Raw genomic sequence first — 26,190 nt, 5'->3', positions numbered from 1 at the left:
GTAGGCTCTTTCTTTAATTATATAGGTGAATGGAAACATCATCTAATAACGAACAAGAAAGGGCGCTGCTGAAAAAGTACCTGGCAGGCAATTGCACTCCCGAAGAAAGGGAGCGTGTTGAAAGCTGGTACCAATCTTTTGAGCAATCGCCGCTGCCCGGGACATTGCAGGAAAAGCATTCGGTGAAAAAAGTAAAGAATGCACTGCTTGGGCAAATTCGTGCAGACCGATCAGGTAAAAGTAAAGTGTTCCGTTTGCCGGTGTACTTAAGGGTTGCCGCTTTATTAACCCTGGTAATTTCCGTTTCCATATTGATCTATCGCGCCGCTCACATACCTAATGAGCAAATGATGGAATACCGGGCGGCTAACGGGCAGTTCAAGGTAATTACATTGCCTGATAGTTCTGTAGTAACCCTGAACTCGGGTTCATCGCTCGTTGTGAGGTCCAATTTCGGGCAAAACACCAGGGAAGTTTCGCTTTCAGGCGAAGCCTACTTTCAGGTGACTAAAGACCGTACCCGCCCGTTTATTGTAAGTACGGGCATAGTTAAAACCCGTGTGTTGGGTACTGCATTTAACGTACAGGCTTACAAAAACGAAAATGACCTAACCGTAACCGTAGCCGAAGGTAAGGTAAGGGTAGATCAGGATGCGGGGCAGAGCAATCAGGCTAACCTATCGCCGGGTGTTACGCCGGGCAAGCAGCTGATCTACAATAAAACAACGCATAACGCAAAAACAATAGCAGCCGATGCCCAGCATGTAAGTGCATGGCGAACAGGTGTGCTTTACTTTGATAACGAATCAATACCGGCGATTGCCAGGAAACTGGAAAGGAAGTTCAATATCAGTATTGGCGTAACCGGAAAAATCAGTCCGGATTGCCGCTACACATTTCGCATTAGTGATGAAACGCTCGTTAAAACGCTCAAGCTGTTAGGCAGCGTGTCTGGCATCTCCTATAAGTTTAATCAACCCAAACAATTAATTATCAATACTACAGCATGCAAATAAACTAACCCGAAAATTTAAATAACGGGAAATGCTGAAACATTCCCCGTTATATGCCGTGCTGAAGCAGCACAGGCAATCATTTTAAGATCTCTTATCATTAAAACTTACTTCAAAAATGCAAAATAATTATTGTAAAGCCTTTTTACAAAATCAAAAAAATAATACGATACGCCTGTTTACGCTGGTTTTTTCAATTGCACTTTTATGTTTTTCGTGCCCTTCTTTCGCCGAACTTCAATTCAACCTGCAAATACTAAAAAATACCCGTATCACGCTTAACGAACAGGATAAGGCCATTGTTGACATCATTGCAACAATTGAGCGTAAAACCGGTTTTTATGTAGCTTATAACTCACAAAAGTTTGATGCTACGCGCCATATCACTCTAAAAGTAAAGAACGAGGTACTTGAAAAAGTATTTTACAAAATACTTGAAGGTTATGATGGTACCGTAACCGAGGTTGATGCCAAACAGATCATCATTACTGTTGAACGTTTAGCTGATAAAAGCAATTCGGGAATTAATAAAGATACCCGCCAAAAAGCAACCGTTAAAATAACCGGTACTGTAAGAGACGAAACTAACGAAACTATGCCCGGCGTAAGTATCAAAGTAAAGGGCAGTACCCAAAGTACCGTAACCGATGCCGATGGACGTTTTACTATTGAAACAGAAGAAGGATCAATACTTGCTTTCACTTTTATAGGGTACGAACCACAAGAATTTACGGCTGCTAAAACTACCGATTTAAAGATAGTTATGCGCCCTGCCCCGCAAACATTGAACGAACTGGTAGTTATTGGTTACGGCACCATTAAACGGGCTAACCTTGGCGGCGCGGTTGCCACTACCGATGCCAAAACTTTTGAGGCACGCCCTGTACGTAACGCGGCCAATGCGTTGCAAGGTGTTATACCAGGCCTTACGGTAACACGTAACGGCGGTGCGCCCGGCAACAGCCCTACACTTAGGGTGCGTGATCTGTCTTCTATCAATGGTGGTTCGCCATTGGTTTTGATAGATGGTGCAGAAGGTGATCTGAACCTGATCAATCCTGCTGATATTGAGAATGTATCGGTACTTAAGGATGGAACTGCTGCCATTTATGGTGCACGTGCCGCTGACGGTGTTATTTTAATAACCACTAAAACCGGTAAACGAAACCAGGACCTGAAGATCAACCTTGATGCTTCTTACGCTATAAAGAAACCGGCATTATTAAAAAAACCGGCCAGCCTGTACGAGCATGCTTCAATGGCCTTAGAAATTACCGACGGCTCTTTCCCTATTGAATACACGCAGGATGAGTTGAAACTAATTGAAGAAGGCAGCGACCTTGTACAGCCCTTAACTAAATGGGGCCGTTGGTCAAACTATGCTAAGTTTTACAAAAATCAGGACTGGAACAAATACATTATAGGTAACGGTAGTTTGCAAAACTACAACCTGGGTCTTTCGGGCGGTGGCGATAAATACTCTTACCTCATATCGTTAGGTGCGCCAATTGAACAGGGCTTGCCTAAGTTTGGTATTGATAACGATAAGCGTTACTATATCAGAACAAAGGCTAATGTTGAGCTTCGTCAAAACCTTCAGTACGACCTCAATTTTTCATACGAGGCCAGCAATCGTAATTACTCATCGGTACTGGGTTACGGGCAAAATTTATGGGAGCTGATCTATAAAACCCGTAGCTGGGCGCCTATGTACAATCCGGCGGGCAGGTTTTACACCTTTGAGGGTTTTGATAACCCGGCCCAGGTATTGGAAGAGGGCGGTAACACGCAATCAACAGGCGGTAACCTAACCGTTAATAACCAGTTGAACTGGAAGATCAGTAAAGATTTTAACATTACCGGCCGTGCTGTAGTGCGTAAAAATGATGGCGATAACTACATTGTTCAAAAAATGATTTACAACTACAATTGGGAGAATGTAAATCACCGTATAGCGCGCAGGCCTAACAGCGCCGAGCGTAACTACTCAAAAATGCTGTATAAAAACTTTACAGTATATGCCGATTATAAAAAGACATTGGGTAAGCACGATTTGGCTTTAATGGTGGGCGCGGCAAACGAATCATCAAATTACGATCGCTTTTGGGCCAAACGTATCAATTTCGATCAGCAGGAGGCCATGCCACTTAACTTGGGCAGCCCGCAGGATCAAACCGCATCAAGCGAAGGCAATGCCTGGACGATCAATTCATTCTTTTCGAGGTTCAACTATTCATTTGCTAACAAATACCTGCTTGAAGCTACTTTACGTGCCGACGGAAGTTCGCGCTTTGCACCAAGCTCACGCTGGGGATATTTCCCGGGTGTAAATGCTACGTGGCGCGTGGGCGAAGAATCGTTTGTGAAAAACCTGAACATATTTGACGATCTGAAATTCAGGGGCTCTTATGGCGAAATGGGTAATCAATCAGGTATCGGTCCTTATGATTATATCGAGCTGGTTACCATCAACAGTACTTACTATCCGTTTGGTAACGCGCAACGTGGCCAAATGGCCCGCCAGTCAAACCTGGTATCGGGCGACCGCAGCTGGGAAACAATAGTTTCAAAAAATATAGGTGTTGATTTCAGCATACTTAAAAACAGGTTGTACGGATCATTCGATTATTTCTGGAAAGTGAACAGGAATATGCTGATCCCGGTATCGTATCCTTCAATGCTGGGTATTTCGGCACCGGCTACCAATAGCGGCCGTTTAGAAATTAAAGGCTGGGAAGTTGCCCTGGGCTGGCGAGATCAGGTTGGCGAATTCTCTTACTCGGTACGTGCCAACGTAAGCGATGCCAAAAACAAAGTTGCCAGCAGGGTAGGTAATAACCTGATAGGTTTGGGCTTAAACGGCACGCCGCTGGGTTACTCAACAAACTCTTACTTCGGTTATGTGTTTGACGGCATTATTCAAAACGAACAGGAACTGGCCGCCTACCGCGCCCGTTTCCCGCAAGAGGGTATCATACAGTCGGAAGTTAAAGTGGGCGATGCCAAATACCAGGATCTGGATGGCGATGGCAGGCTTTCGGTACTTGGCGATGGCAGCCCCGGTAAAGGCGATGCACGCTATTTAGGCAACACTAACCCAAGGTATAACTTTGGTTTAAACCTTGGTGCAAGCTATAAGGGTTTTGACTTTAGCACATTCATACAAGGCGTGGGCCAGCGTACTATGTTTTTAGAGGGTGAAGCCAGCATGCCGTTCTCGCAGCCATGGTTCCAGTCGGCTTCGTACTGGTACGGCAAAACCTGGACCCCGGAACGCACTGATGCCAAATACCCGGCAATTACGCTTACCGGTAAACGCTCATACAATTATGCGGTATCAACCAATACCAAACATAATGTGGCCTACGTACGCATGAAAAATTTACAGGTAGGCTATACCATACCAAAAAGGTTTACGCAAAAAATGAAGATCGATAAGATCAGACTGTACTTCAGCGGCGAAGATCTGTTTGAGTTTCATAACGCGCCCGGCGGCTGGGATCCTGAAGAGAGCGGCAGCTATGTGAGCTATCCTTTTACCCGTAACTATTCGTTTGGCGCAAGTATAGTTTTTTAATTTATACAACAACAATTATTAAAATAACATGAAGAAATATATTGCGATTATTGTAACCGCCTCCGTTTTATTGATGGGAATATCAGGTTGCCAGAAAATTAATTTATCGCCCAAAGATGAGCTTGACGACAGTCAGTTTTGGAAAAGCGCCAGTGATTATCAGAAAGCTACTAACCAATTATACAGCACGGTTGAAGCTTTAGCTTTGCTGGAGGTAGAGAGCGACATCTCTTACGAGCTTAACCCAAATAACGTAAGTAACGGTACCTGGAGCACGCCCAGTAACGATGGCGATTGGAGCAACCGCTTTGCAGATTTGCGCGATTGTAACAAGATACTCGAAAAAAGCACCACTTATGCAGGCAATGCTGCAGAAATTGAGCGTTACGTAGCCGAAGCACACTTTTTCAGAGCATACAATTACTGGCGTTTACTTAAAAAATTCAACAGCGTACCCATCATAACCAAGGTGCTTACTACGCAATCGCCGGAGTTATACAGCAAAAGGGCAACACAAGCCGAGGTTGAGGATTTTATTTTAGCGGAACTGGAAACGGCTGCCGCTAAATTACCCAAACAAAGTCAGCTGGCAGCTACTGAGCTTGGCCGCGTTACACAGGGCGCAGCCTTAGCTTTAAAGGCGCGTGTAGCTTTGTTTGCCGGTACCTGGGCCAAATACCATCAGCACCGTGCCGATGGCCCTAAGTTGCTGGATCAGGCAATTGATGCTGCCGAACGTGTAATAGCCATTGGCGATTATAAACTATTTGAAGGCGCGGGCGACGAAAGCTATCGTAAGCTTTTTATAGATAACGGAGATGATTCGCCGGAGTCTATTTTTGACAACAGGTACCAGCTGGATATCCGTACACACCCAACGGGCAGTTCTGTTTACTGGGGATGGCGCGGTTCGCCAACACGTAAGCTGGCTGATATGTATTTATCTAAAACCACCGGCCTGCCTATTGAAAAAACAAATTCGGGTTTTAAAGGATACCAGAACATTGCAGATGAATTTCAGGATCGCGACCCGCGTATGCGTCAAACCATCCTTATACCCGGAACCAGCTTCCTGAGTCCGGAAGGTTCATTTACCTGCGTGCCCGATTTTTCGGTACGTCCCGAAACGCGCACTGGTTACAAGCTATGGAAATTTATGGGCGAAATAAAGGCATTATCAACCCAATCAACCTTTGATGTGCATCTTATACGCTATGCCGAAGTATTGCTTATATTGGCCGAAGCAAGTTTTGAAAAAAGTGGGTCTGTAAGCGATGCGTTGCTCGACAGAACGATCAATATGATACGTGCGCGTAAAGGGGTAGAGATGCCCCGCCTTACCAACAGCTTTGTACAGGCCAATGGTTTGGATATGCTTACCGAGATTCGCCGCGAACGTACTATAGAACTTGCCTTTGAAGGTTTCCGCCGCGATGATTTGCGTCGTTGGAAAACCGCGGAGATAGAACTGGTTAAGCCTTTGAGGGGTATTAAATATAAAGGTACCGAATACGAAACCAAAAAAGTGCTTAACAATGGTAATCCGGGATTGGTAGATGATCAGGGTTTCCTGATTGTAGAGCCGGCGAGCAGCCGTTTCTTTACTGCTCCTAAACATTATTATTATCCGGTGCCATCGTCGGAGGTGTTTTTGAACCCTAACCTGGCGCCTAACAATCCGGGCTGGCAATAAGCCCCTCCCTTTCTGCTAATTAATTAAAAAGTTGCCGGCAATGCCGGCAACTTTTTCTTACCTGTAATAACACATCAGCCATGAAAAATAAAACACTGTTTTTCAAATTTTTATTTAAAGCAATACTAATATGGGGTACTGTATTAGTTTGCGCTGAAGCATCACCGGCAAAAGCTGCCCAGCCGGGTACAAGGCCGCCTGCCGACAGTTTGAAAGGCAACCGTTTTGTAACGCTTTGCATTATGATACGCACTACACCCTGGGAGGTGTCGCGCGATGTGAAACTGCACCCGCGCGACGAAGGCGATTGGCATACCCTTGCCGGTACACGTGCTTTGCGTGAGGCTTTCGCTAAAAACAATCCTGATGGGCGTTTAACATGGGGCTTTACCCTTAATGCGCTTGAAGATAAGCGGGAGAACTACAAACAAATACGCGAATATGTGGTGGCCTGCCAAAAAAAATATGGCGATGAGGTATCTTATTTCCCGGGCTATTTCCCGGCTATGTATTTACCCCGCGAGCGCGTAAACCGCGAAATGACAGAGGCTATAAACATCATCAGTAAAATGGTTGGCGTCGGTTATCGCCCCAAATCAATCATCGGTGGGTTTTTATCTGCCGATAACCTGAAATACCTGGCCGAAAAAGAAAACATCCATGTAGCGCATGCAACTATATGGAGCCAGCATAATATAGACGGCGGCGGGGCCGATGGTTCGCCATCGTATCCTTTTTATCCATCTGCCGAACACTTTTGCAAGCCCGCCCAGGGACCAAAAGATTTTATTGATTGTGTGAACCTGGATGGCTGGACGATGGATTTTATTTGTGCCCGCCGCAGTGGCGCTATGGGGCATGGTATTGAAGGTTTTAACAGCCGCCGTGGTGTTGGCCCTATTGAAACCTATAAAGGCTGGGGGCTTGATCTTGGTCACCGTGAGGTGATGCACACCGAGGCTATTCATTTTGATGAAGGCTTTAAGCAGAATGGTTTTGCCTGGGTTACCAACATTTGGGAAGAACAACTGGTGCATGAGTTTGGCCAGGAGTTTATTTGCAAAGCCATGGAAATGTGGGTAACCGATACCAAAAAACGCTGGCCCGATACCCGCTTTGTATCCTTTGGCGAATTTGGTACGCTATGGCGCAATGCACACAAAACTAACGACTGGAACTATAAATTCATTGAAAGGGGATCGGGCCTGGGCGACTCGTATAATAACCTCGAACTTAAATGGTTCATGAACAAAAGTTTCAGGCTGGCATTGCAGCGCGACTGGCACAAAAAAGCATCGCCAACGTATGTTATTGATTTTACACGTTATGATCTGCCTGCCAAAGAACCCGCCGACCCTATGCCCAATAAACCTGCTAAAGACTGGAGCCTGATCAATGTGATCAACCAGAAAGGTTTGCGCCCGCAGGATACTCCTAAGCTGTTGAGCGAGCTATCTGCCGATGATCAGGCGCTTATTAAAAAGTATTATCCCGATCTGTTTTAATCGGTTATAAAACCCCTTATGAAAATTGAAATATCAAAAATAAATATACCAAAATGCCGGGGCATGTATAAGCTTTCTCTCATAGCCCTGTTCGGCATTTTACATTTAAGCGCCGTTATGGCACAAACGGCTACCGGTTTTGTGTATGTAGATAAAAACGGCAATGGTAAAAAAGATACCCGTGAAACCGGGATACCCAACATAGCGGTAAGTAATGGTATACAGGTGGTAAAAACCGATAAAAACGGACAATACAAACTACCTGCGGGTAATGATAATATCTTTTTCGTTATCAAACCGTCGGGCTATGCTGTACCGGTTGACTCGGCCATGTTGCCTAAATATTATTATATTCATAAACCCGGTGGTTCGCCCGCGTCAATGAAATATCCGGGTGTGGCGCCAACCGGGCCGCTGCCTAAAGAAATCAACTTCGCCTTAGTGCCTAAGAACGAACCCAAGCAGTTCAGGGCACTTATATTCGGCGACCCGCAGGTATATTCGCAGCAGGATCTCGACTGGTTTCGCAAAGGTATCCTTGAAGAGGTTAAGGGTGTTAAAAATGTTGCTTTCGGTATGAGCCTGGGTGATCTGGTTGGCGACAACCTGCACCTGTTTGCTGATTATAAGCGGGAGATGGCCACCCTCGGTATCCCGTGGTATAACATGGTGGGCAATCACGATCTCAACTTTGATACCGGGCTGGATTCCCTTTCTGATGAGAGTTATGAGGCTGTATTTGGTCCGGCTAACTATGCGTTTGAATACGGTAGCGCCCATTTTATTGTGCTGGATGACATCCTGGCTCCCGACCCGAGAAAGAACAGTGGTTACTGGGCCGGTTTACGACCCGATCAGTTGGAGTTTGTAAAGAACGATGTTGCGAATACCGATACCGCCAAATTGATCGTACTGGCGTTCCATATCCCGATGAAAGATTACGGCGGACGTGCATTTCGCACTGCCGACAGGGTAAAGCTGTTCGGGTTTTTGAAAAATCATAAACATGTTTTGATGCTTTCGGGCCATACTCATTTGCAAAAACAAAACTTTTACACCAAAGAAGAAGGCTGGCTGCAAGACGATAAACTCCATGAATACAATGCCGGTACAACATCTGGCGACTGGTATTCGGGCGAATTGGATAAAAACAATGTGCCCTACGCCACCATGAGGGATGGCACCGAAAAAGGCTACGCGTTTTTAAACCTGAACGGCAATAACTATTCAATAGATTATAAAGTGGCCGGAAAACCCTCCGACTATCAGATGAACATTTTTGCGCCCAAGGTAATAGGGCACAGAAAGGATACCCGGGCTGATTTTTTTGTGAATTTTTTTATGGGAACCGAAAGCAGCAAAGTAGAATACCGTGTTGACGGTGAAACAGAATGGACAGCCCTAAGGCGCGTAGAAACCATTGACCCAAGTTATTACGAAGCATATCTGCATTGGGATTTAACTAATGATTTGATGCCGGGAAGACGGCCGTCAAATGCCGAAGTATCATCGCACCTGTGGAAGGGTAGTGTGAGCACCGAATTACCGGTAGGCAATCATACTTTGCACATTCGCGCTACCGATCTTTTTGGCCGCACGTTTACAAGCGAGAAAGCTATACGTGTTGACGAGCCTAAGCCATATCCACCAATATACTAAATGAAGGGTACAAAAAACGGTTTCCTATAAAAGCAAAAGCCTCTAAATAAATCATTTGGAGGCTTTTGCTTTTCTTACGGTAACAGTTGAGGCCTGCTCTAAAAGTATTACATCATATACTTATGTTACGCGCATGAATCAATTAAAATTAAATGTAACGCCCGTTAGCTCTTCGGTCAATTCCCATAATTGTTTAGCAGCGGCTTCATTTAAGGAATATAATTTTACACCATTAGGCACTGCCGGATCAGCCGCTAAATTCGCTATATCAACATCTTCAAGGTATACACCTCCTATTTCGTTTAACAAAGCACTTGTGGCTGCCCATACAGTTGTAGCAGCACCTTGCGGTATGGTTTTAAGCGAATCGATAACTTCCGGTACAGGATTCCCTTTGTCATCTAAAAAACCAAATTGCTGTAATATTTTTATTGGTGCTTCCCGGGCCAATTCTGTTCCCCATATATTACCCGGGTGCAACGAGTATGCTCTTACACCGAATGCTTTAGCGCGATTGTCCAGTTCGAGCGAAAACAGATTGACAGCAGTTTTTGATTGCCCGTAGGCTTGCAATGTTTCGTAATCGTGATATTTAAAATTGGGGTCATCAAAATTGAAAGGTGCAAAATGGTGACCAAGGGATGAAACGTTGATCACCCTGGCGCTATCCGTTTTTTTCAACGCATCCCACAGTTTGGCAGTAAGCCGAAATACCGACAGGTAGTTAGTAGCAAGCTGCGATTCGTTCCCCTCTGCATCACGACGCAAGGGTACAAACATAATACCCGCGTTGTTAATAAGCAAATGCAATGGCCTCCCCGAAGCCAAAAATTTGCCGGCAAAAGCATCAACGGAAACCGTATTGCTAAGGTCCAGTTCTTCAATTTCAACATTAGTAATTCCCTGCAGATTTTTCTTTGCCTTGTCAACATCCCTGGCTGGTACAATAACTGTTGCGCCGGCATTAGAAAGCGTTTTTACAGTTTCCAAACCAATACCTGTATTACCACCTGTCACAATGGCGATCTTTCCTTTAAGATCAATCCCTTTTATTACATCATTTGTGGTTGATGCTGCGTTAAAACCAGAACCTATCGGTTTCTGTAACGCTCCTTCATAATTATTTTGTGCCATTTTTATTTAAATTATTGACTGATTAAAACCCATAAATACCGCCTGAAACTGAGATCTTTTCTCCGGTTATCCACGCGGCTTCATCAGACGCGAGGAATAAGGCCACTTTCGCAATGTCATCAGGCTGCCCCATACGTCCAAATGGTGTATTAGCAATTAATACCTTCTCAAAATCGCTTCCCATAACACCGGAACTATGTGTACCTTCGGTTTCTACAGAACCGGGCAAAATGGAGTTTATCCGTATATTTCTTCCACCAAATTCTTTTGACAGAGAAACAGTAATTGCATCTAAAGCCGCCTTTGTTGCAGAATATACTGATCCTGTCGCCATTGGCAATTTACCTGCTACCGAACTAATGTTGATGATGTTCCCACCTTTATCACCAAATAGCTTTACAGCTTCGCGAATTGTTAGCACAGGGCCAAGTATATTTATGTTCAAGTGCGCTGTTATAGTAGCTTCCGATACGGCTTCTATGGGTTCGTAGTTATACACACCGGCATTATTTACCAATATATCCAATGCGCCGAAGACATTTATTGTTTCTTCAAACAAACGAATCACGTCTGCTTCTTTCGATACGTCGGCTTGTAACGAGATAGCGGTACCGCCATTATCGGTTATTTCTTTAACAATCTTATCCGCACCATCTTTACTTGATGCATAGTTTACAACCACTTTTGCGCCTTCTGCCGCATAATATTTAGCTATAGCCGCGCCTATTCCTTTTGATGCGCCTGTAACTATAGCTACTTTGTTTTTTAGTTTATTCATTTTATTTATCTGATGTTTGAGCTGCAAAACTATAGCGTTAAAATATATTTTGGTAACTTTGTATCAAAAAGTAACAGTAACCTTGAAGTAACAAAGTAACCTATGGAGTGCAAACCGGAATTTCAAACAGATCGTAAAAAAGAGATGATGGCTGTTCACGACGCCATGGATGTGCTGAACGGAAAGTGGAAGATATATATCATCTCATCTATTTGCCATTATAACAAAAGAAGATTTTCTGATATACTGAATGATGTAACCGGTATTTCTAACAAAATGCTAAGCAAGGAGTTAAAAGAGCTGGAAATTAATAAATTAATTGAGCGTACCGTTTTAGATACACACCCCATCACCGTTCAGTATGAGCTTACCAAACACGGCAAAACGCTAAAAACCATTATTGATAATCTTACTGCCTGGGGAATGGAGCATAGAAAAGAAGTTACCGGTAAAAATCAACAGGAATAATTCACTTTTAACCAATAGTATTAACCACTGTTTTATCGGGGAATTTCAATAAAAAAGTGGTTAATTTTAGTATCGCGAAAACCCCAGGCATCTGTGCACAATTTATCACTGAAAGTAACTCAAGTCATTGGCAAACCGGCTGATCAGCTCAAACCGATATCGTAAAAAGCTATCTTTGCATGTATACAATGCAGAAAAGAAGCAAACATATTCCTGAAAACACCCTGCCTGCCGGAACAAGGGAAGGAATATACATTGCCAGAACATCGTTTAACGGATTACCCAACACTAAAGAAGTTGAACGGTCGCACCGGGATAACGGCCATTTATTCATACTACAGGAGCAAGGGACCACCCATATTGAAATCGACTTTCAAATACACCATATAGAAGCATCTTCCATTATATATATAAATCCCAGTCAAATACACCGTTTAATAGCGTTTGAAAATGCGACGACAAGCAGCTGGATCATCACTAATGAAAACCTGCACCCCGAGTATATAAATATTTTGGATAGCCTTACCCCCGTGAACGCTTTAACTTTAACAGCGGAGACACTATCAATTATTTCAGAAACCGCTTCACTGTGTATTAAACTTGCTGAAAGAAAACACGAAAAATTATTTGATGCTATTCTAAAAGAAAGCTGTAATACATTGGTAGCATTGGTTATCTCCCAGTATTTAGCACAAGCTAAAACAACCGATAGTTTTTCGCGATTCGAGGTGATCACCAAGGCATTTAAATTAGCTTTGGAGCATCATTTTACAACGGTGAAAAGCCCCACAGCTTATGCTAAACAATTAAACATATCTACGCCGTATTTAAACGAGTGTGTTAAAAACACTACCGGGCATTCCGTTTCTTATCAAATACAGCAACGTGTTGTTTTAGAGGCAAAACGGTTACTTTTCCACTCCAACAGATCTGTAAAAGAGATTGCCGTTGAATTGGGCTACGATGATTACTCTTATTTTACGCGTTTGTTTGTTAAAACAACGGGAATGACACCATTAAGCTTCCGAAGCAAAAACTTCGATTAGTGCTATACTCACTGCGTATCTGCATTGTGTACACCTACCATAACGTGTTCCTTTGTCTTCATTAAAAAGAAGGTAAAAAATGGAAACATCAAAAGCAATATATCTATTACAAAATAAACAAATAGCCATAGTAGGTGGCGGCCCCGGCGGTTTAACATTAGCCAGGCTATTACAACTTAAAGGCGCAAACGTAAAAGTATATGAAAGGGATTTTAGCAGTGAAGCACGGGTACAGGGAGCCATAGTAGATTTACACTTTGATTCGGGCCTTAAAGTTATGGAAGCCGCAGGCTTGATGGATGCTTTTAAAGCAAGCTATATGCAGGGTGCCGATAAATACCGCATGGTTGATAAAGATGCGAACATATACCTTGATGAACATAGCCTGGAAATTAATGACGATTTCGGCAATGAACACTTCAGGCCGGAGATTGACAGGGGCGCGTTAAGAAATGTTTTGGCACATTCACTGCTGCAGGATACAATTGTTTGGGATAGTCAATTGGAAAATATGGTACAGGTAAATGATACGTGGCAACTTCGGTTTAAAAATGGCACAACAGCTACCGCGGATATAGTGATTGGGGCAGACGGTTACCGGTCAAAAATCAGGCCTTATGTAACAGATATTAAAGCGCTTTATTCGGGTGCTACCATCATTCAGGGCGAAATAGAGAATCCTGAAACTGCATGCCCCGAAATTTACAGATTGGTTAACAAAGGCAACTTGATTGCCATGGGAACCGGAAAAACCATAGCCGCGCAACCAAGAGGCGATGGCGGGTTAACATTTTACGCGGCATCATTATACCCAGAAAACTGGGTTACAACCAGCGGTATTAACTTTAACACCAGCAACGAGGTATTTGCCTATTTAGTTGATTATTACGAAGATTGGAACCCCATATTTTTTACACTTTTTAAAGCATGCACCAAATTTGTTCCCAGGCCATTGAATTATTTTCCTTTAGATCAGCATTGGGATGCAAAAGCTAACATCACACTTATTGGCGATGCCGCTCACTTAATGCCGCCATCAGGCGAAGGTGTTAACACAGCAATGCTGGATGCCCTGGATTTAAGCGAGTGTTTAACCAACGGTGAATTTGAAAGTTTACAAGCGGCTATTGCTGCATACGAGAAACGTATGCTGGCCAAAGCTGCTATATTAGGGCAAGAGGCAATTGAAGGTATAAAAGACTTTGCCTCCCCTACTGAAGAATCTATAAGAAAACTCTTAGTGCAGCTTAATCAAACGGAGCCTTCAAAAGATTGATAAACATCATTACCGCAGAATCTGCCATTTAATTCATACTGCGAAATTCAACAGGTGTTCTTCCGGTTTTCTGCTTAAATAGTTTATTAAAATACTGCGGATATTCAAACCCTAAAGCATAGGCTATTTCGCCAACAGATCTATCAGTACCGAGCAACAAATTTTTGGCTTCCTCTATCACATAAAAGTGAATATGGTCCTGGGTATTTTTGCCGGTTTCTTTTTTAAGCAGATCGCTACATTCCAGCCTTTACTTAAAAATAATTGTGCAGTGGCCGCGCCTATACCGCTGCTGGCCCCTGTTATTAAAATAGTTTTTTTCATTGTTTTATGTTTTATATAATAACTCAAAGGTCAGTTCAAAACACGGGGTACAGGTAATACAAATTCAGGATGTTTGTATGCTTTTTAAGGTTTTGGCTAAATCAAAAGCTGATTTGGATAAATTTCGGCGGGCAATCGCCTTCATCTTTGTACTAACAAAATAAATCAATTATGCGCGTATTTGTTACAGGAGCCACAGGCTTCATAGGTACTGCCATTGTGCAGGAGTTAATAGGAGCCGGTCACGAGGTGTTAGGACTGGCCCGTTCAGATGCATCAGCCCAAAAACTGATAGATGCAGGTGCCGAAGTGCACCGGGGCGATCTGGAAGATCTTGAAAGTCTGCGCAGCGGTGCAGCACAGGCAGATGGCGTGATCCATGCCGGATTCATTCATGATTTTACCCGCTTCGATGAAGTTTGCCAAGTAGATAAAGTAGCTATTGAAACCATTGGCCAGGTACTGGCTGGTACTAACCGTCCTCTTATTGTTACCTCGGGTACAGCACTGGTAAGCCCCGGAAAGCTGGCTACTGAAGATATCATTCCGCCGTTCAACCCGGCCTGGCCACGGGCTTCAGAACAAGCGGCAGATGCGTTGGCAACAGTGGGCGTGCGTGCATCGGTGGTGCGCTTATCGCCATCAGTACATGGCGATGATGACAAACATGGCTTTATACCCATACTCGTTAATATTGCCCGCGACAAAGGCGTTTCAGCATATATTGGCGAAGGACTTAATCAATGGAATGCTGTGCACCGGCTGGACGCCGCCCGTTTATACAGACTGGCTTTAGAGAATGCAACACCGGGAGCCCGTTTTCATGGCGCTGCCGAAGAAGCTATCACTGTTAAAACAATAGCCGAAGCCATAGGCAAACAACTGAACATCCCGGTGATTTCGATAGCGCCCGAAGCGGTTGCCGAACACTTTGGCTGGTTTGGTCACATGGCCGCGATAGACTGCCCTACATCAAGCACATACACACAAGAGCAATTGCATTGGCACCCAACACATGCCACTTTGCTTACCGATATTGAAAATGGTATTTATACCAAATAACCCGTTGTAAAACCAAATGAAAAGATGAAAATTATTGTAACAGGCTCTTTAGGGAATATCAGTAAACCGTTAACTGAAATGTTAATTGCGCAGGGTAATAATGTTATTGTAATTAGCAGCGACATCAAAAAACAGGCAGCTATTGAGGCATCAGGAGCTTCGGCTGCAATTGGTTCTATTTCAGATACAACTTTCCTTACAGCTACTTTTAAAGGTGCGGATGCAGTTTACGCCATGATTCCTCTGAGTTTTACAGAGCCTGATCTGGGTGATTATCTGCACCGTATGGCACAAAATTATGTGCAGGCTCTTAAAGCAGCCGGTACCAAACGGATAGTACTCATGAGCGGATGGGCGGCAGATTTGGTTAAAGCCGAAAATGTAGAGCACTTGTTTAATGAACTGGATGCTTCTATTACTATTATGCGGCCTGCGGCATTTTATACCAACTTCTATCAATCTATAGATCTGATAAAAGGCAAAGGCTTTATCGGTAAATTCCTTACGCTGCGCTACTCCGGCCTTTGGGCTTTGCTAACCGGCAAAACAGGCTTGCTGATGGGCAACTATGGCGGCGAAGACCGTATCGTTTTCGTGTCCCCAAAGGATATCGCGGATGCGGTTGCGGAGGAATTACTGTTATCACCCGGTGAAAACAACATCCGCTACGTAGGCAGTGAGGAAATGACCTGTAATGAAGCTGCAAAGATAATTGGCAGTGCGGTGGGTAAGCCCTGGTTAAAATGGGTACTACTTACAAATAAAGAAATGTTACGGGGACTAAAGATGGCCAAAGTGCCGGAAAAGCTGGCAGAAACCCTGGTAGAAATGCAGGCAGCTATGCACAGCGGCAAAACGATGGAGAACTTTCACAACCATCAGCCCAAAATGGGTAAGGTTAAACTCGCTGATTTCGCCAAAGAGTTTGCCGCAGCTTATCATAAAAAATAACGAACTTTAAGTTTTACTATGAACGGGCAGCTTTTCCATTTTCATACAATTACCGAATATCACCGGGCCGCGGGCCTGCCTAAACCGGCACACCCGCTCATCAGCCTGGTACACATGGACGAACTGAACAAGCCCCTGGCCGAGGGTGCGTTCAGTTTGATCTATGATTTTTATTCAATATCGATGAAAAGGGTAAAAAATGCCAAATTTAAATATGGCCAGCAAGCCAGTGATTTTGATGAAGGCGTACTTTTTTTCATGTCGCCGGGCCAGGTTTTTGGGGTAGAAATTGAGAAGGGCAGTGTAATGCACCGCCCCGAAGGCTGGATGATATTAATTCATCCTGACTTTTTATGGAATACCCCGCTGGCCAAAAACATCAAACAATACGAGTTTTTCAACTATTCGGTTTACGAGGCGCTTTACTTATCTGACAAGGAAGAAACCATGCTCACCACCATAGCCCAAAATATTGAGCAGGAGTACCATGCCAATATCGACCGGTTTAGCCAAAGCGTTATCATTGCCCAGTTGGAACTATTACTCACCTATTCGGAAAGATTTTACCAAAGGCAATTCATCACTCGTAAAATTGCGAGCCATGAGATACTTATAAAGCTGGAAAACCTGCTTAGCAATTACTTTAGCAGCGGTGCGCTTGCTCAAAAAGGCTTACCCAGTGTTACTTACATTGCCGAAAACTTAAATATTTCACCGGGTTACCTGAGCGGCCTTCTCAAATCACTCACAGGCCAAAATACCCAGCAGCATTTGCACAACAAACTGATAGAACTGGCAAAGGAGAAACTTTCAACCACCAATCTTTCTGTTAGTGAGATAGCTTATGAGCTGGGTTTTGAACACCTGCAATCTTTCAGTAAACTATTCAAGACAAAAACAGCCCTATCCCCGCTGGAATTCAGGCATTCTTTTAATTGAACCCAACTGTTCAAACCCGAAAACATTCTTCATTCTTAACAATCAATTAAACGTTTGTCAGGTTACCGGGGAAATAAGTCTATTGATTAACAAATAGATATCCTTTCAAACCGTGCATAATGATATCCGTATTGCAGGTTATACTTATTATTTCGTGTGATATATTGATTTCCTTGTTTCGCTTTTATGCTCTGATATTTATTTAACACTTATCAGTTATACAAACTATCATGGCTATTTGTAAAAGCTCAATGTAATCAGATTGTCAAGTAAAATTAAATTGTATACAATTTAATTTTACTCAATGTATATTTGTTCAACAATCAGCAAGAGATGGATTACTTAAAATTAGAAAACCAAGCATGTTTCCCGGTGTACGCCCTATCAAGGGTGCTAACGGCACATTACAAACCCATTTTAGATGGTATTGATGTTACTTATCCGCAATACCTGGTGATGATGCTACTTTGGGAACACCGCGAGTTATCGGTTAAAGAGATAGGTGAAAAGCTGTTGCTTGATTCGGGAACGCTTACCCCGTTGTTGAAAAAATTGGAAAGTAAGAAACTGGTTAACCGCAGCAGAAGCCGCGAAGACGAGCGCGTGGTAATGATAAGCCTTACGCAAAACGGGGCCGACCTAAAAGAAAAAGCGGCGAACGTGCCCGAATCTTTTAAATGCAGCCTTGGCCTTACCATTGAAGAAATGGGTGCCCTGCGCGACAGCATCAACATTATACTTGAACGAACTAAACAAAATAATAAATAATACAAAAACCAATAATCATGTCAGTAAAAGCAATTTATACAGCAACAGCCACCGTTACAGGCGGCAGAAACGGTCACGTAGTTTCATCAGATAACGTACTCGACCTTGACGTTAGGATGCCTAAAGAATTAGGCGGCGCGGGCGGTGCATATACCAACCCCGAACAATTATTTGCCGCAGGCTATTCTGCTTGTTTTGATAGCGCGCTTAACCTCGTTATAAAAAACGAAAAAGCAACAACCGGTACAACCAGCGTTAGGGCAAGTGTAGGTATCGGCTCTAACAACGCGGGTGGCTTCGCGCTTGTAGTTACTTTGGCCGTTAACGTGCCCGATGTTGACCAGGATACAGCTAATGCCTTGGTTGAAAAAGCTCACCAGGTTTGTCCGTACTCTAACGCTACACGAGGTAACATAGAGGTTACTTTAACCACTACCACTTTAAGCGCCGAAGAATTCGCCGCAGCTAATTAATCAACATCATTTCATCACAAACACATATTTAATTTATCACAACAATGAAAACTTTCAGAATATTATCCATCATATTTGCCTTATTAATAGGCGGTTTACAAGTAAACGCACAGGCAACAAACGCTAAACCAACCATCATTTTTGTTCACGGTATTTGGGCCGATGGTTCTTCATGGGCCGACCAGATCACAGCCCTTCAGGCAAAAGGTTACCCTGTAATTTCGGTACAAAACCCTATTACTTCGTTGGCCGATGATGTTGCCGCTACCAAAAGGGCTATTGCACGTGCTAAAGGAAAAGTAATACTGGTAGGCCATTCATGGGGTGGCTTTGTGATCACCCAGGCCGGTAATGATCCTAAAGTGGCAGGACTTGTTTATGTTGCCGCGCTGGTGCCAGATTTGGGCGAAACCGTACCTACCCTATCGGCAAATGGCCCGGCTGTTAAACTGGCAGACTATTTTGAACCACAGGATGGTTTTATCTACCTATCGAAAACCGGTGTTGAAACCGTATTCGCGCAAGATTTGACCGCTGCACAACAAGCCGCCATTTATGCTACACAAACCCCGGCATCACAAACCGTATTTGGCGACAAAAGCGGTGAACCAGCCTGGAAAACCAAAGCAAGCTGGTACATAGTAGCCAAAAGCGACAAAGCCATTAACCCCGAACTGGAACGCTTTATGGCGAAAAGAATAAAAGCCAAAACAACTGAAATAGAAGCCAGCCACGTTGTGATGATATCGCACGCCAAACAAGTAACAAGCATTATTGAAGAAGCTGCCAACAGCGCTAAATAATAATTGAAGCTTTAAGTTTCGGTATATCGAAAAAAACAGGCACATCTCCATTGGAGATGTGCCTGTTTTTTTATAAGCGATTAGCTATTTAATGCGGTGTCCGATCCGTCAGCAAACAGTTTCGGGCGAAAGCGGACAGAACTGTGATGGCCATGAGCGCAAAGGCGGGCATAGCGAACTTGTTGCATGCGGGCCGGATAAGCGTGGTGGGGCAAAAGTTCCTGACGAATTAAAAAAGCTGTCATTCTGAACGTAGTGAAGAATCTTCTTCGCTATGCTTATCGGCGATAGATGCTTCGTTCCTCAGCATAACAGTGGAGAGAGTGTGCGAGCCATCGTCATTTCACCTTCAAAGTCCAAAAAAGAATTAAATTCTCGCAATGACGATAGCTTATAAATAATTGGACTACCAACAACACTTAATACCACCTAAAAAGTCACCGAATCTTTATCATTAAGCAAAGTATCTACAATACGATCAAGATCGGGGCAATCCTCTGCTGTAACGGTGCCTACCTCTACCAGGGCGGCAATATTTTCGGGGTGGGCATCGTCCATTTCAAATTTGGCGTTCTTCATTTTTGATGGTTGGATGCGGATATAATTATCCTGGTGCCCCTGGGCAGAAAACATTTTTGTGAGATGATAATGCGTGGTTTCAGACGCGCCGGACATCATGATATCGATAAGCGGACGGATCCAGCCTGCCGCGCCCCAGTCTTTTGCCTTGTCGTAATCATACTCCTTGTTCTCGCTGCCTGTGCCTATGGAAACGATAAACATATTTTCGGCTGTAGGGAACCCGTTGGAATTACGCACCTCCGAGTAAGCGCACAAAGCAGGGTTATTAACGAACACACCGCCATCAATGAGCGGGTAGCTTACATTGCTTAACGACTTTACTTTAGCCGCCTCGAAATAGGTAGGCGCGGCCGAAGTCGCCCGGCATACGTCTTTCACCAGGAAATCGCCGCCGTCGCCACGTTTTAGGTAGTCGTGCTGGGCAAAGAAATGGGCCGCGCGGTTTTGAATATCGTAAGAGGTGATAATACAGGGCTTTAACAACTGACTAAGTTTAATATCCCCGAAGTACTGATTCAAACAGGCTTCTATCGCCTCCGCGTTAAACTTTTCATCCAGGATTCCGTTAGCGGCTTTAATTTTTTGATACAGGCTGACGTCAAATATTTTGCTGCCATGTTCTACATAAAGGTCGACCGCTTGTTGTGCCGAAAAAAGGGCTTTCCCGGGTTTTTCCTCATCCGGACAAAGATGAATACAGGTAAGTATGCCACCGGTGCTGGTACCCGCGAAAAAGTCGAAATAATCGGCAATGCGTGCCTCGGGATTTTTTGATTTTGCCTGAAGCTTTTTTTCGAGCGCCACCAATACCTGCCCCGGGATGATGCCCCTGATACCGCCACCATCAATTGATAGTATCTTTTTCATACTGAATTAAATTTTGGTTATATGCTTTAATTATGGTTTAATAATTGGCAGCGAGGGGTATCCGTTTGCAACGGGCTGAAAGTTAGCTATTTGTTTTTAACCAACAAAAGTTTCGGTGTGAATAAAAGTTTAAATAATTGATAAGAGAATGAGGCGTATGGGAATAAGAAATCTTTAAGTTTATTAAGAAGTTTCCTATCTATCATTTCAATATATTTGAATAAAGCTTATATGTCGTATGACCTTTAAATTAGGAGATTTCTTTCCCGGTAAACCAATTAACGAGCCATCATTAGATTTAGATAACCCCATCTGGAAAAAGCTTGAGGGAGGTTATAGAAATACAAAATACGATGCCTCTGTAGCTCTAAAAATACTTGAAAAAGCAAATAACTTAGCGGAATATGATAAGGTTTACAAAGAATTATGGGATGAATTACATCATCAGGGTGATATAGGCTTGGCATCTTATTATGCTGTTCCCCATTTGGTACGAATAGCGTCTGAAAAACAACTAGTTGATTATAATGTACTGGCGCTTGTTGCATTGATTGAAGTCCGCAGATATAGGGATAACCCGAAAGTACCTAATGCTTTATTGCCTTATTATAATGAAGCACTGGCTACATTAGGTGAGCTTGCCAAATTCAGTATGAATAAAGATTGGGATTTGACATTAGCAAGTTCCGCCTTGGCTGCCATTGCAGTATCAAAGGGTCAACATAAGCTTGCTGAAGCAATATTTGCGTTAGATAGCGAAGATGTATTAGATGAGTTTTTAGATACTTATTGATAGTTACACCCTTATTTAGTTTGTATCTCTAATAACAACAAAGCCGTTCTCTCCAAAAGAAAACGGCTTTGTAAATAGTTAAACTCTTCCCCTACTTCACCTCACTCAAAATCGGCTTTGCCAAACTTGGCAACACATTTTGAGCTGGGTTAAGCAGCTCCAATACCACCACTTCGTTCCTGCCTGCTTTTAGCCATTCGGCGGGCAGGTAGAGGGTTTGCTGCGGACCTATGCTCCAGTATTTGCCCAGGTTGTGCCCGTTCACCCAAACCAAGCCCTTGCCCCATTTACGCATGTCGAGGTAGGTGTCCTGCGCTTTGGCAAGGTCGAACTCGCCATATTTCAATACGGGTTGGTCGGCTTTGGTGCTGTTGCCTTTTATTTGGGCGGTGTTCACCTTATCAAAAGGCAGCGGATACATTGTCCAGCCATTTACATCGCTGCCGTTAAAGGTTACCTTTTCGGTGATACCTTTTTTGTTTTTCAGCAGGTTGGGGCCAAAGTTCACACGGCCCATGTTCTCTACCAATATATCGAGCGTTACTTCGCCCGTCGGTAATGTCAGCGGCAAACTATCCTGGCGCAGCCTGCGGTCGAGCACACCTACACGTTTGCCGTTTACGAATACAATGCCGTAATCGCGCAATTGTTTAATTTTCAGCAGACCTTTAGCGCCGCCTTTTACGGTGGTGCGGTACAGCATAAAGCCGTAAGCCTGGTTCATATCTTCAAAAGTAAGCGGCGTGGCATTGGTTTTCGGCGTACCCAAAATATCAAATAAACTTACCGATTTACCCAGCGTGATATCCGCCATAGCCGCCGACGGTTTAGCCGCGGGCACTTCGGGCAATACCTGCCCGGCAGGCAGGTTCTTTTTAATCACCTCCCTAAACTGCATAAACTTATCGGTAGCGTTACCGGCTTCATCCAGCGGGGCATCGTAATCGTAACTGCTGATCTGCGGTTCGTAAGGTGTGGTATCTTTATCGTTGGCGCCGTTCATAAAACCACGGGTAGTACCGCCGTGAAACATGTACATATTAATAGATATACCGCCTTTAAGCGCGGCATCTAAACGGTTAACATACTCTTTGGCGGGTACGGTATGGTGCGGCGTTCCCCACCAGTCGAACCAGGCCGGGTACCATTCGGGTACAAAATATGGCCCTTTACCACCGTTGTTTTTGTTGATCAATTCTTTAATCTTCACCGGATCATCGATACCGTTCACACCCGGCAGCAAGCCCGGCAAGTGACCGTTAGCTACGTCAGCTACAGGATCGCATGTAGATAGCACACCATCAAAACCGGCCTCCTTAAACATCTTTTCGTTGATGGCCAGGTACTCCTTATCCTTTCCGTACGATCCATATTCGTTCTCCACCTGTACCATCAATATATTACCGCCGTGGTTTATTTGCAGCGGTGCAAGCTGGCGGCCTACTTCGTTTATGTATTCGCGGTACTCTTTCAGGTATTGCTTTTCTTTACTGCGCACTACTAAACCTTTTTCGTTTTGCAGCCAGTACGGGTAGCCGCCAAATTCCCATTCGGCACATACGTAAGGACTTGGCCTTAACAGTACCCACAGGCCCTCTTCTTTGGCTATGCGTACAAATTCGGCAATGTCGTTATTGCCTGTAAAATCAAAATGATCTTTTTGAGGTTCGTGCAGGTTCCAGAAAACGTAGGTACCAATGGTGTTCAGGCCCATGGCTTTGGCCATTTTCATCCGGGCACGCCAGGCCTCGCGCGGTACACGCGGATAATGCATCTCTCCGGAAATGATCTGGAAAGGTTTGCCATCCAGCAAAAAGGTTGAATCGCTAAGTGCGAAGGTATGTTCGGCTTTGTTGCTGCAACTATTGAACGATAGCAGCACTGCCATGCTTAACAGCAAAAAATAGTGGCGGTAAATTAACTTCATGTATATATGTGCTTGGTTTTAAAGTTTGTTCGTATTTATAGTTTAACCGTTACTGGCGCGGCTCCCGGGTAGGTGAGCACAATACCGACGGCTGTTAAAGGGTTTAATTTTTTAAGGTAGATAATGAGACTGCCATTCCTCACCTTATGCTCGGCAGCCGTAAACGAATCATGACTGGTGGCATCGCCGTTCTCTATACCCATAATAACAGCATCCTTGTTTGTTTTTACATTGAGCAGGCCATCGGCATTGTTTACTAATATACCTTTTGCATCGGTAATATTTACCTCAATTTGCTGATAAGCCGTCTGCTTTGCAATTAACGCGTCGTGGTAAATATTGGTTTTAATAGCAGCTACGGGCCCTGCTGTTAACAGCTTATCGGTACAAATTTCTTTACCGTTTTTATATCCCTTAACCAATAGCTCGCCCGGTTCATAATCAAAGGCATCAAAAAACAGGGTATGATCGTTCTTTACCGCCTGTTTACCTAATGATTTACCGTTCAATATAAGTTCGGCTTCATCGCAATTGGTATAACAACGTATTTTGATCTTCGAGCCCGCAGGCCAGTTCCAGCTACGGTTGGTAGCACGCGGATTTTTCACCGCCCTTTCATTAGCGGTTCCGTCAAAACTATCCAGGTAAATTACGGGTTCATTAGTCCATAACGCTTTACGCAAATAGTAGGATGCCTTTTCAAAGCCTGCCATATCCAGTAAACCGGCTTCGTTACTGCGCCATGGCCATTTACCGGCTTCGCCCAGGTAATCGATCCCCGTCCACAGGTATTGGGCCGATATGTATTGGTTGCTGTCAACGGCGTTCCAGGCACTGATGGCCATACCGTTTTCGCTGCCGTAAATAAATCTTTTAGGGTATTTGGCATGGTCGTCCTTATATCGGTACTCCTGGTAATTATAACCTACCAAATCCAAATTATCCGGATAATCGGTAGTGTTTGACATTACCACACCGGCCAGCGCGGCGGTTACCGGTCTGCTTTTATCTACGCTTTTTACCGCGTTAGCCAGTTTTTTTGATAGTTCACCAAGCCTGCTTACCGGCGGATGCTCAGGCATGTAACCCTTACCATAGATCTGCGGATTACGCCCGCTATCAAGCACGGGGTGCGTATAAGGGTCGTTAGGATAATCAATTTCATTGCCTATGCTCCACATAATAATTGAAGGGTGGTTGCGGCTGCGCTGTACCATATCGCGCACATCGCGTTCGGCCCATTCTTTAAAATAGGTGTGGTAACCAAAGTTGGCAGGTTTACCCACGTTCCAGCCTTCCACCCATTTATTTTTACCGTATTCCCATTCGTCAAAAGCTTCGTCCATCACCAGGAAACCCATTTTGTCGCACAGCTTGTACAGGTAATCGGCATGCGGGTTATGGCTCATACGGATAGAATTGGTACCGCCGGCCTTTAGTTTACGCAAGCGGCGCACCCATACTTCGGGCGGCACGGCCACGCCAAGGGCACCGGCATCATCATGGATACATACGCCTTTCAGCTTCAGGTTCTCATCATTCAAAAAGAAACCTTTATCGGCATCAAATTCTATTTTGCGGATGCCTACTTCATCTTTCCATTCATCTGTTTTTTTTCCGTTTTGCCACAGGCTAACGGTTAAAGTATACAGCTCGGGTTTATTTACCGACCATAACCTCGGGTTGTTCACCACAAAATCGAGCCCGGTATCGGCACTGTCTTTAGCGGCTATGGTAACCGTATTGCTTTTTTGACCCACTACCTTACCCGCAGCATCAATAAGCGAGGCTTTTACGGTGACCGACGCTTTAGCGTTTTGGTTATTAGCGATGGCGACATTCACCTTACCTTCCGCTTTATCTTTACCAACAACGGGGGTACTAAAACCTACTCCCCACAGCTTAAAATGCACATCGTTCTTAACTTTTAAATACACGTTACGGTATATACCCGAACCGGTATACCAGCGCGAATCGGCAAACTCGCTATGATCGGCCTTTACGGCTATCACATTGGGCTTGCTTTTATTTACAAAAGGTGTAATATCATACTCGAATGGTGTAAAACCATTAGGCCGCTTGCCTAAATGATGGCCGTTTATCCAAACATCACTGTTCATGTAAACACCATCAAAATAGATGTACAGGCGCTTACCTGCCTGCACGGCGCTAAGCGTAAATGTTTTGCGGTACCAGCCAATGCCGCCCGGCAGGTAAGCCGTGGCGCTGGCCCATTTTTCGCTGAAAGGTTCTTCAATGCTCCAATCGTGTGGCAGGGTAAGTTTACGCCAGCCGGCATCGTTATAGGTTACATTTTGAGCATCGTTCAGGTCGCCTTTATGAAATTTCCAGCCGGTATTGAACAGTTCTTTTTCGTTAACGTTTTGTGCCGATGCCTCAACAAAGCCCGCGAGCATAAGTACTATCAGCAAAAAGTAACGTGGTAGTGTATTTATTATTTGCATGAAACAGAATTACCTATTAAGCTTAATAATTATTCTTTAGTAAAAAGTATTAAAATGCCGGGGAGCGTTTCCCCGGCATTTATGGCA

23 protein-coding genes are annotated in these 26,190 nt (G+C 44.1%); 16 read left to right on the top strand and 7 right to left on the bottom strand.

Features of this window, described 5'->3' with window-relative positions; all coding sequences use genetic code 11:
• Positions 1 to 29 precede the first annotated feature (29 nt).
• From ABD894_RS07845 to ABD894_RS07825, 5 genes are all read left to right on the top strand, one after another.
• Positions 30 to 1,016 carry a FecR family protein gene (locus ABD894_RS07845; RefSeq protein ID WP_345210453.1) on the top strand — a complete coding sequence of 329 codons (987 nt, stop codon included), beginning with the start codon at positions 30 to 32 and terminating at the stop codon, positions 1,014 to 1,016.
• Positions 1,017 to 1,131: 115 nt separating this feature from the next.
• Positions 1,132 to 4,590, top strand: a complete 3,459-nt coding sequence (locus ABD894_RS07840; RefSeq protein ID WP_345210452.1) for a SusC/RagA family TonB-linked outer membrane protein — start codon at positions 1,132 to 1,134, stop codon at positions 4,588 to 4,590.
• A gap of 28 nt (positions 4,591 to 4,618) precedes the next feature.
• Complete coding sequence (locus tag ABD894_RS07835) at positions 4,619 to 6,283, top strand: RagB/SusD family nutrient uptake outer membrane protein (RefSeq protein WP_345210451.1); 1,665 nt, start codon at positions 4,619 to 4,621, stop codon at positions 6,281 to 6,283.
• 80 nt (positions 6,284 to 6,363) lie between these two features.
• On the top strand, positions 6,364 to 7,788 hold the full coding sequence (locus tag ABD894_RS07830) for a DUF3863 domain-containing protein (RefSeq protein WP_345210450.1): 1,425 nt from the start codon (positions 6,364 to 6,366) through the stop codon (positions 7,786 to 7,788).
• An 18-nt stretch (positions 7,789 to 7,806) separates the two neighbouring features.
• Positions 7,807 to 9,447, top strand: a complete 1,641-nt coding sequence (locus tag ABD894_RS07825) for a calcineurin-like phosphoesterase C-terminal domain-containing protein (RefSeq protein ID WP_345210449.1) — start codon at positions 7,807 to 7,809, stop codon at positions 9,445 to 9,447.
• 138 nt (positions 9,448 to 9,585) lie between these two features.
• On the opposite strand, the gene ABD894_RS07820 is transcribed toward ABD894_RS07825, so the two are convergent.
• Entirely contained in the window at positions 9,586 to 10,581 is a 996-nt protein-coding gene (locus ABD894_RS07820; RefSeq protein ID WP_345210448.1) for an SDR family NAD(P)-dependent oxidoreductase, read from the bottom strand.
• A gap of 22 nt (positions 10,582 to 10,603) precedes the next feature.
• Positions 10,604 to 11,359: an SDR family NAD(P)-dependent oxidoreductase gene (locus tag ABD894_RS07815; RefSeq protein ID WP_345210447.1), complete on the bottom strand. Its 756-nt coding sequence runs from the start codon at positions 11,357 to 11,359 to the stop codon at positions 10,604 to 10,606.
• Positions 11,360 to 11,461: 102 nt separating this feature from the next.
• Between ABD894_RS07815 and ABD894_RS07810 the strand changes: the two genes are divergently transcribed.
• From ABD894_RS07810 to ABD894_RS07800, 3 genes are all read left to right on the top strand, one after another.
• Positions 11,462 to 11,827 (top strand): winged helix-turn-helix transcriptional regulator, encoded by a 366-nt coding sequence (locus ABD894_RS07810; RefSeq protein ID WP_345210446.1) that lies wholly within the window; start codon positions 11,462 to 11,464, stop codon positions 11,825 to 11,827.
• 188 nt (positions 11,828 to 12,015) lie between these two features.
• On the top strand, positions 12,016 to 12,873 hold the full coding sequence (locus ABD894_RS07805) for a helix-turn-helix domain-containing protein (RefSeq protein ID WP_345210445.1): 858 nt from the start codon (positions 12,016 to 12,018) through the stop codon (positions 12,871 to 12,873).
• Positions 12,874 to 12,952: 79 nt separating this feature from the next.
• Complete coding sequence (locus ABD894_RS07800) at positions 12,953 to 14,149, top strand: FAD-dependent oxidoreductase (RefSeq protein ID WP_345210444.1); 1,197 nt, start codon at positions 12,953 to 12,955, stop codon at positions 14,147 to 14,149.
• A 28-nt stretch (positions 14,150 to 14,177) separates the two neighbouring features.
• Here the strand turns inward: ABD894_RS07800 and ABD894_RS07795 are convergent, their stop codons facing one another.
• A complete protein-coding gene (locus ABD894_RS07795) occupies positions 14,178 to 14,330 on the bottom strand; it encodes a helix-turn-helix domain-containing protein (protein WP_345210443.1) in 153 nt (50 codons plus the stop codon).
• Complete coding sequence (locus ABD894_RS07790) at positions 14,327 to 14,473, bottom strand: SDR family NAD(P)-dependent oxidoreductase (RefSeq protein WP_425562929.1); 147 nt, start codon at positions 14,471 to 14,473, stop codon at positions 14,327 to 14,329. Before ABD894_RS07790 ends, ABD894_RS07795 begins: the two co-directional genes overlap by 4 nt.
• Before the next feature lie 171 nt (positions 14,474 to 14,644).
• On the opposite strand from ABD894_RS07790, the gene ABD894_RS07785 reads away from it, so the two are divergent.
• The 7 genes from ABD894_RS07785 to ABD894_RS07755 all read left to right on the top strand — a co-directional run bounded on the left by ABD894_RS07785 (position 14,645) and on the right by ABD894_RS07755 (position 19,719).
• On the top strand, positions 14,645 to 15,535 hold the full coding sequence (locus ABD894_RS07785) for an SDR family oxidoreductase (protein ID WP_345210442.1): 891 nt from the start codon (positions 14,645 to 14,647) through the stop codon (positions 15,533 to 15,535).
• Between the two features lie 24 nt (positions 15,536 to 15,559).
• A complete protein-coding gene (locus ABD894_RS07780) occupies positions 15,560 to 16,486 on the top strand; it encodes an SDR family oxidoreductase (protein ID WP_345210441.1) in 927 nt (308 codons plus the stop codon).
• An 18-nt stretch (positions 16,487 to 16,504) separates the two neighbouring features.
• Positions 16,505 to 17,425 (top strand): helix-turn-helix domain-containing protein, encoded by a 921-nt coding sequence (locus ABD894_RS07775; protein WP_345210440.1) that lies wholly within the window; start codon positions 16,505 to 16,507, stop codon positions 17,423 to 17,425.
• Between the two features lie 333 nt (positions 17,426 to 17,758).
• A complete protein-coding gene (locus ABD894_RS07770; protein ID WP_345210439.1) occupies positions 17,759 to 18,193 on the top strand; it encodes a MarR family winged helix-turn-helix transcriptional regulator in 435 nt (144 codons plus the stop codon).
• Between the two features lie 17 nt (positions 18,194 to 18,210).
• On the top strand, positions 18,211 to 18,666 hold the full coding sequence (locus ABD894_RS07765) for an organic hydroperoxide resistance protein (protein WP_345210438.1): 456 nt from the start codon (positions 18,211 to 18,213) through the stop codon (positions 18,664 to 18,666).
• A gap of 44 nt (positions 18,667 to 18,710) precedes the next feature.
• On the top strand, positions 18,711 to 19,469 hold the full coding sequence (locus ABD894_RS07760; RefSeq protein WP_345210437.1) for an alpha/beta fold hydrolase: 759 nt from the start codon (positions 18,711 to 18,713) through the stop codon (positions 19,467 to 19,469).
• A gap of 91 nt (positions 19,470 to 19,560) precedes the next feature.
• Entirely contained in the window at positions 19,561 to 19,719 is a 159-nt protein-coding gene (locus ABD894_RS07755; RefSeq protein ID WP_345210436.1) for a hypothetical protein, read from the top strand.
• A gap of 179 nt (positions 19,720 to 19,898) precedes the next feature.
• Here the strand turns inward: ABD894_RS07755 and ABD894_RS07750 are convergent, their stop codons facing one another.
• Positions 19,899 to 20,918, bottom strand: a complete 1,020-nt coding sequence (locus ABD894_RS07750) for a patatin-like phospholipase family protein (RefSeq protein WP_345210435.1) — start codon at positions 20,916 to 20,918, stop codon at positions 19,899 to 19,901.
• A 238-nt stretch (positions 20,919 to 21,156) separates the two neighbouring features.
• Here ABD894_RS07750 and ABD894_RS07745 point away from each other — a divergent pair, with 238 nt between their 5' ends.
• Positions 21,157 to 21,711, top strand: coding sequence for a hypothetical protein (locus tag ABD894_RS07745; RefSeq protein WP_345210434.1), 555 nt, complete (start codon positions 21,157 to 21,159; stop codon positions 21,709 to 21,711).
• Between the two features lie 91 nt (positions 21,712 to 21,802).
• Here ABD894_RS07745 and ABD894_RS07740 read toward each other — a convergent pair whose 3' ends face one another.
• Together ABD894_RS07740 and ABD894_RS07735 are read right to left on the bottom strand one after the other, a co-directional pair.
• Positions 21,803 to 23,638, bottom strand: coding sequence for a glycoside hydrolase family 35 protein (locus ABD894_RS07740; RefSeq protein WP_345210433.1), 1,836 nt, complete (start codon positions 23,636 to 23,638; stop codon positions 21,803 to 21,805).
• 35 nt (positions 23,639 to 23,673) lie between these two features.
• Positions 23,674 to 26,103 carry a glycoside hydrolase family 2 TIM barrel-domain containing protein gene (locus ABD894_RS07735; protein ID WP_345210432.1) on the bottom strand — a complete coding sequence of 810 codons (2,430 nt, stop codon included), beginning with the start codon at positions 26,101 to 26,103 and terminating at the stop codon, positions 23,674 to 23,676.
• Positions 26,104 to 26,190 lie beyond the last annotated feature (87 nt).

Source organism: Mucilaginibacter gynuensis (genome assembly GCF_039541195.1).
Lineage (GTDB): Bacteria > Bacteroidota > Bacteroidia > Sphingobacteriales > Sphingobacteriaceae > Mucilaginibacter > Mucilaginibacter gynuensis.
This window is presented reverse-complemented; position numbering and strand designations above follow the sequence as displayed.

What these genes read in the sequence shown, in the direction of transcription:
- ABD894_RS07845 (WP_345210453.1), top strand. Translation starts at nt 30, where the DNA reads ATGGAAACATCATCTAATAACGAACAAGAAAGGGCGCTGCTGAAAAAG.
- ABD894_RS07840 (WP_345210452.1), top strand. Translation starts at nt 1,132, where the DNA reads ATGCAAAATAATTATTGTAAAGCCTTTTTACAAAATCAAAAAAATAAT.
- ABD894_RS07835 (WP_345210451.1), top strand. Translation starts at nt 4,619, where the DNA reads ATGAAGAAATATATTGCGATTATTGTAACCGCCTCCGTTTTATTGATG.
- ABD894_RS07830 (WP_345210450.1), top strand. Translation starts at nt 6,364, where the DNA reads ATGAAAAATAAAACACTGTTTTTCAAATTTTTATTTAAAGCAATACTA.
- ABD894_RS07825 (WP_345210449.1), top strand. Translation starts at nt 7,807, where the DNA reads ATGAAAATTGAAATATCAAAAATAAATATACCAAAATGCCGGGGCATG.
- ABD894_RS07820 (WP_345210448.1), bottom strand. Translation starts at nt 10,581, where the DNA reads ATGGCACAAAATAATTATGAAGGAGCGTTACAGAAACCGATAGGTTCT.
- ABD894_RS07815 (WP_345210447.1), bottom strand. Translation starts at nt 11,359, where the DNA reads ATGAATAAACTAAAAAACAAAGTAGCTATAGTTACAGGCGCATCAAAA.
- ABD894_RS07810 (WP_345210446.1), top strand. Translation starts at nt 11,462, where the DNA reads ATGGAGTGCAAACCGGAATTTCAAACAGATCGTAAAAAAGAGATGATG.
- ABD894_RS07805 (WP_345210445.1), top strand. Translation starts at nt 12,016, where the DNA reads ATGCAGAAAAGAAGCAAACATATTCCTGAAAACACCCTGCCTGCCGGA.
- ABD894_RS07800 (WP_345210444.1), top strand. Translation starts at nt 12,953, where the DNA reads ATGGAAACATCAAAAGCAATATATCTATTACAAAATAAACAAATAGCC.
- ABD894_RS07790 (WP_425562929.1), bottom strand. Translation starts at nt 14,473, where the DNA reads ATGAAAAAAACTATTTTAATAACAGGGGCCAGCAGCGGTATAGGCGCG.
- ABD894_RS07785 (WP_345210442.1), top strand. Translation starts at nt 14,645, where the DNA reads ATGCGCGTATTTGTTACAGGAGCCACAGGCTTCATAGGTACTGCCATT.
- ABD894_RS07780 (WP_345210441.1), top strand. Translation starts at nt 15,560, where the DNA reads ATGAAAATTATTGTAACAGGCTCTTTAGGGAATATCAGTAAACCGTTA.
- ABD894_RS07775 (WP_345210440.1), top strand. Translation starts at nt 16,505, where the DNA reads ATGAACGGGCAGCTTTTCCATTTTCATACAATTACCGAATATCACCGG.
- ABD894_RS07770 (WP_345210439.1), top strand. Translation starts at nt 17,759, where the DNA reads ATGGATTACTTAAAATTAGAAAACCAAGCATGTTTCCCGGTGTACGCC.
- ABD894_RS07765 (WP_345210438.1), top strand. Translation starts at nt 18,211, where the DNA reads ATGTCAGTAAAAGCAATTTATACAGCAACAGCCACCGTTACAGGCGGC.
- ABD894_RS07760 (WP_345210437.1), top strand. Translation starts at nt 18,711, where the DNA reads ATGAAAACTTTCAGAATATTATCCATCATATTTGCCTTATTAATAGGC.
- ABD894_RS07755 (WP_345210436.1), top strand. Translation starts at nt 19,561, where the DNA reads ATGCGGTGTCCGATCCGTCAGCAAACAGTTTCGGGCGAAAGCGGACAG.
- ABD894_RS07750 (WP_345210435.1), bottom strand. Translation starts at nt 20,918, where the DNA reads ATGAAAAAGATACTATCAATTGATGGTGGCGGTATCAGGGGCATCATC.
- ABD894_RS07745 (WP_345210434.1), top strand. Translation starts at nt 21,157, where the DNA reads ATGACCTTTAAATTAGGAGATTTCTTTCCCGGTAAACCAATTAACGAG.
- ABD894_RS07740 (WP_345210433.1), bottom strand. Translation starts at nt 23,638, where the DNA reads ATGAAGTTAATTTACCGCCACTATTTTTTGCTGTTAAGCATGGCAGTG.
- ABD894_RS07735 (WP_345210432.1), bottom strand. Translation starts at nt 26,103, where the DNA reads ATGCAAATAATAAATACACTACCACGTTACTTTTTGCTGATAGTACTT.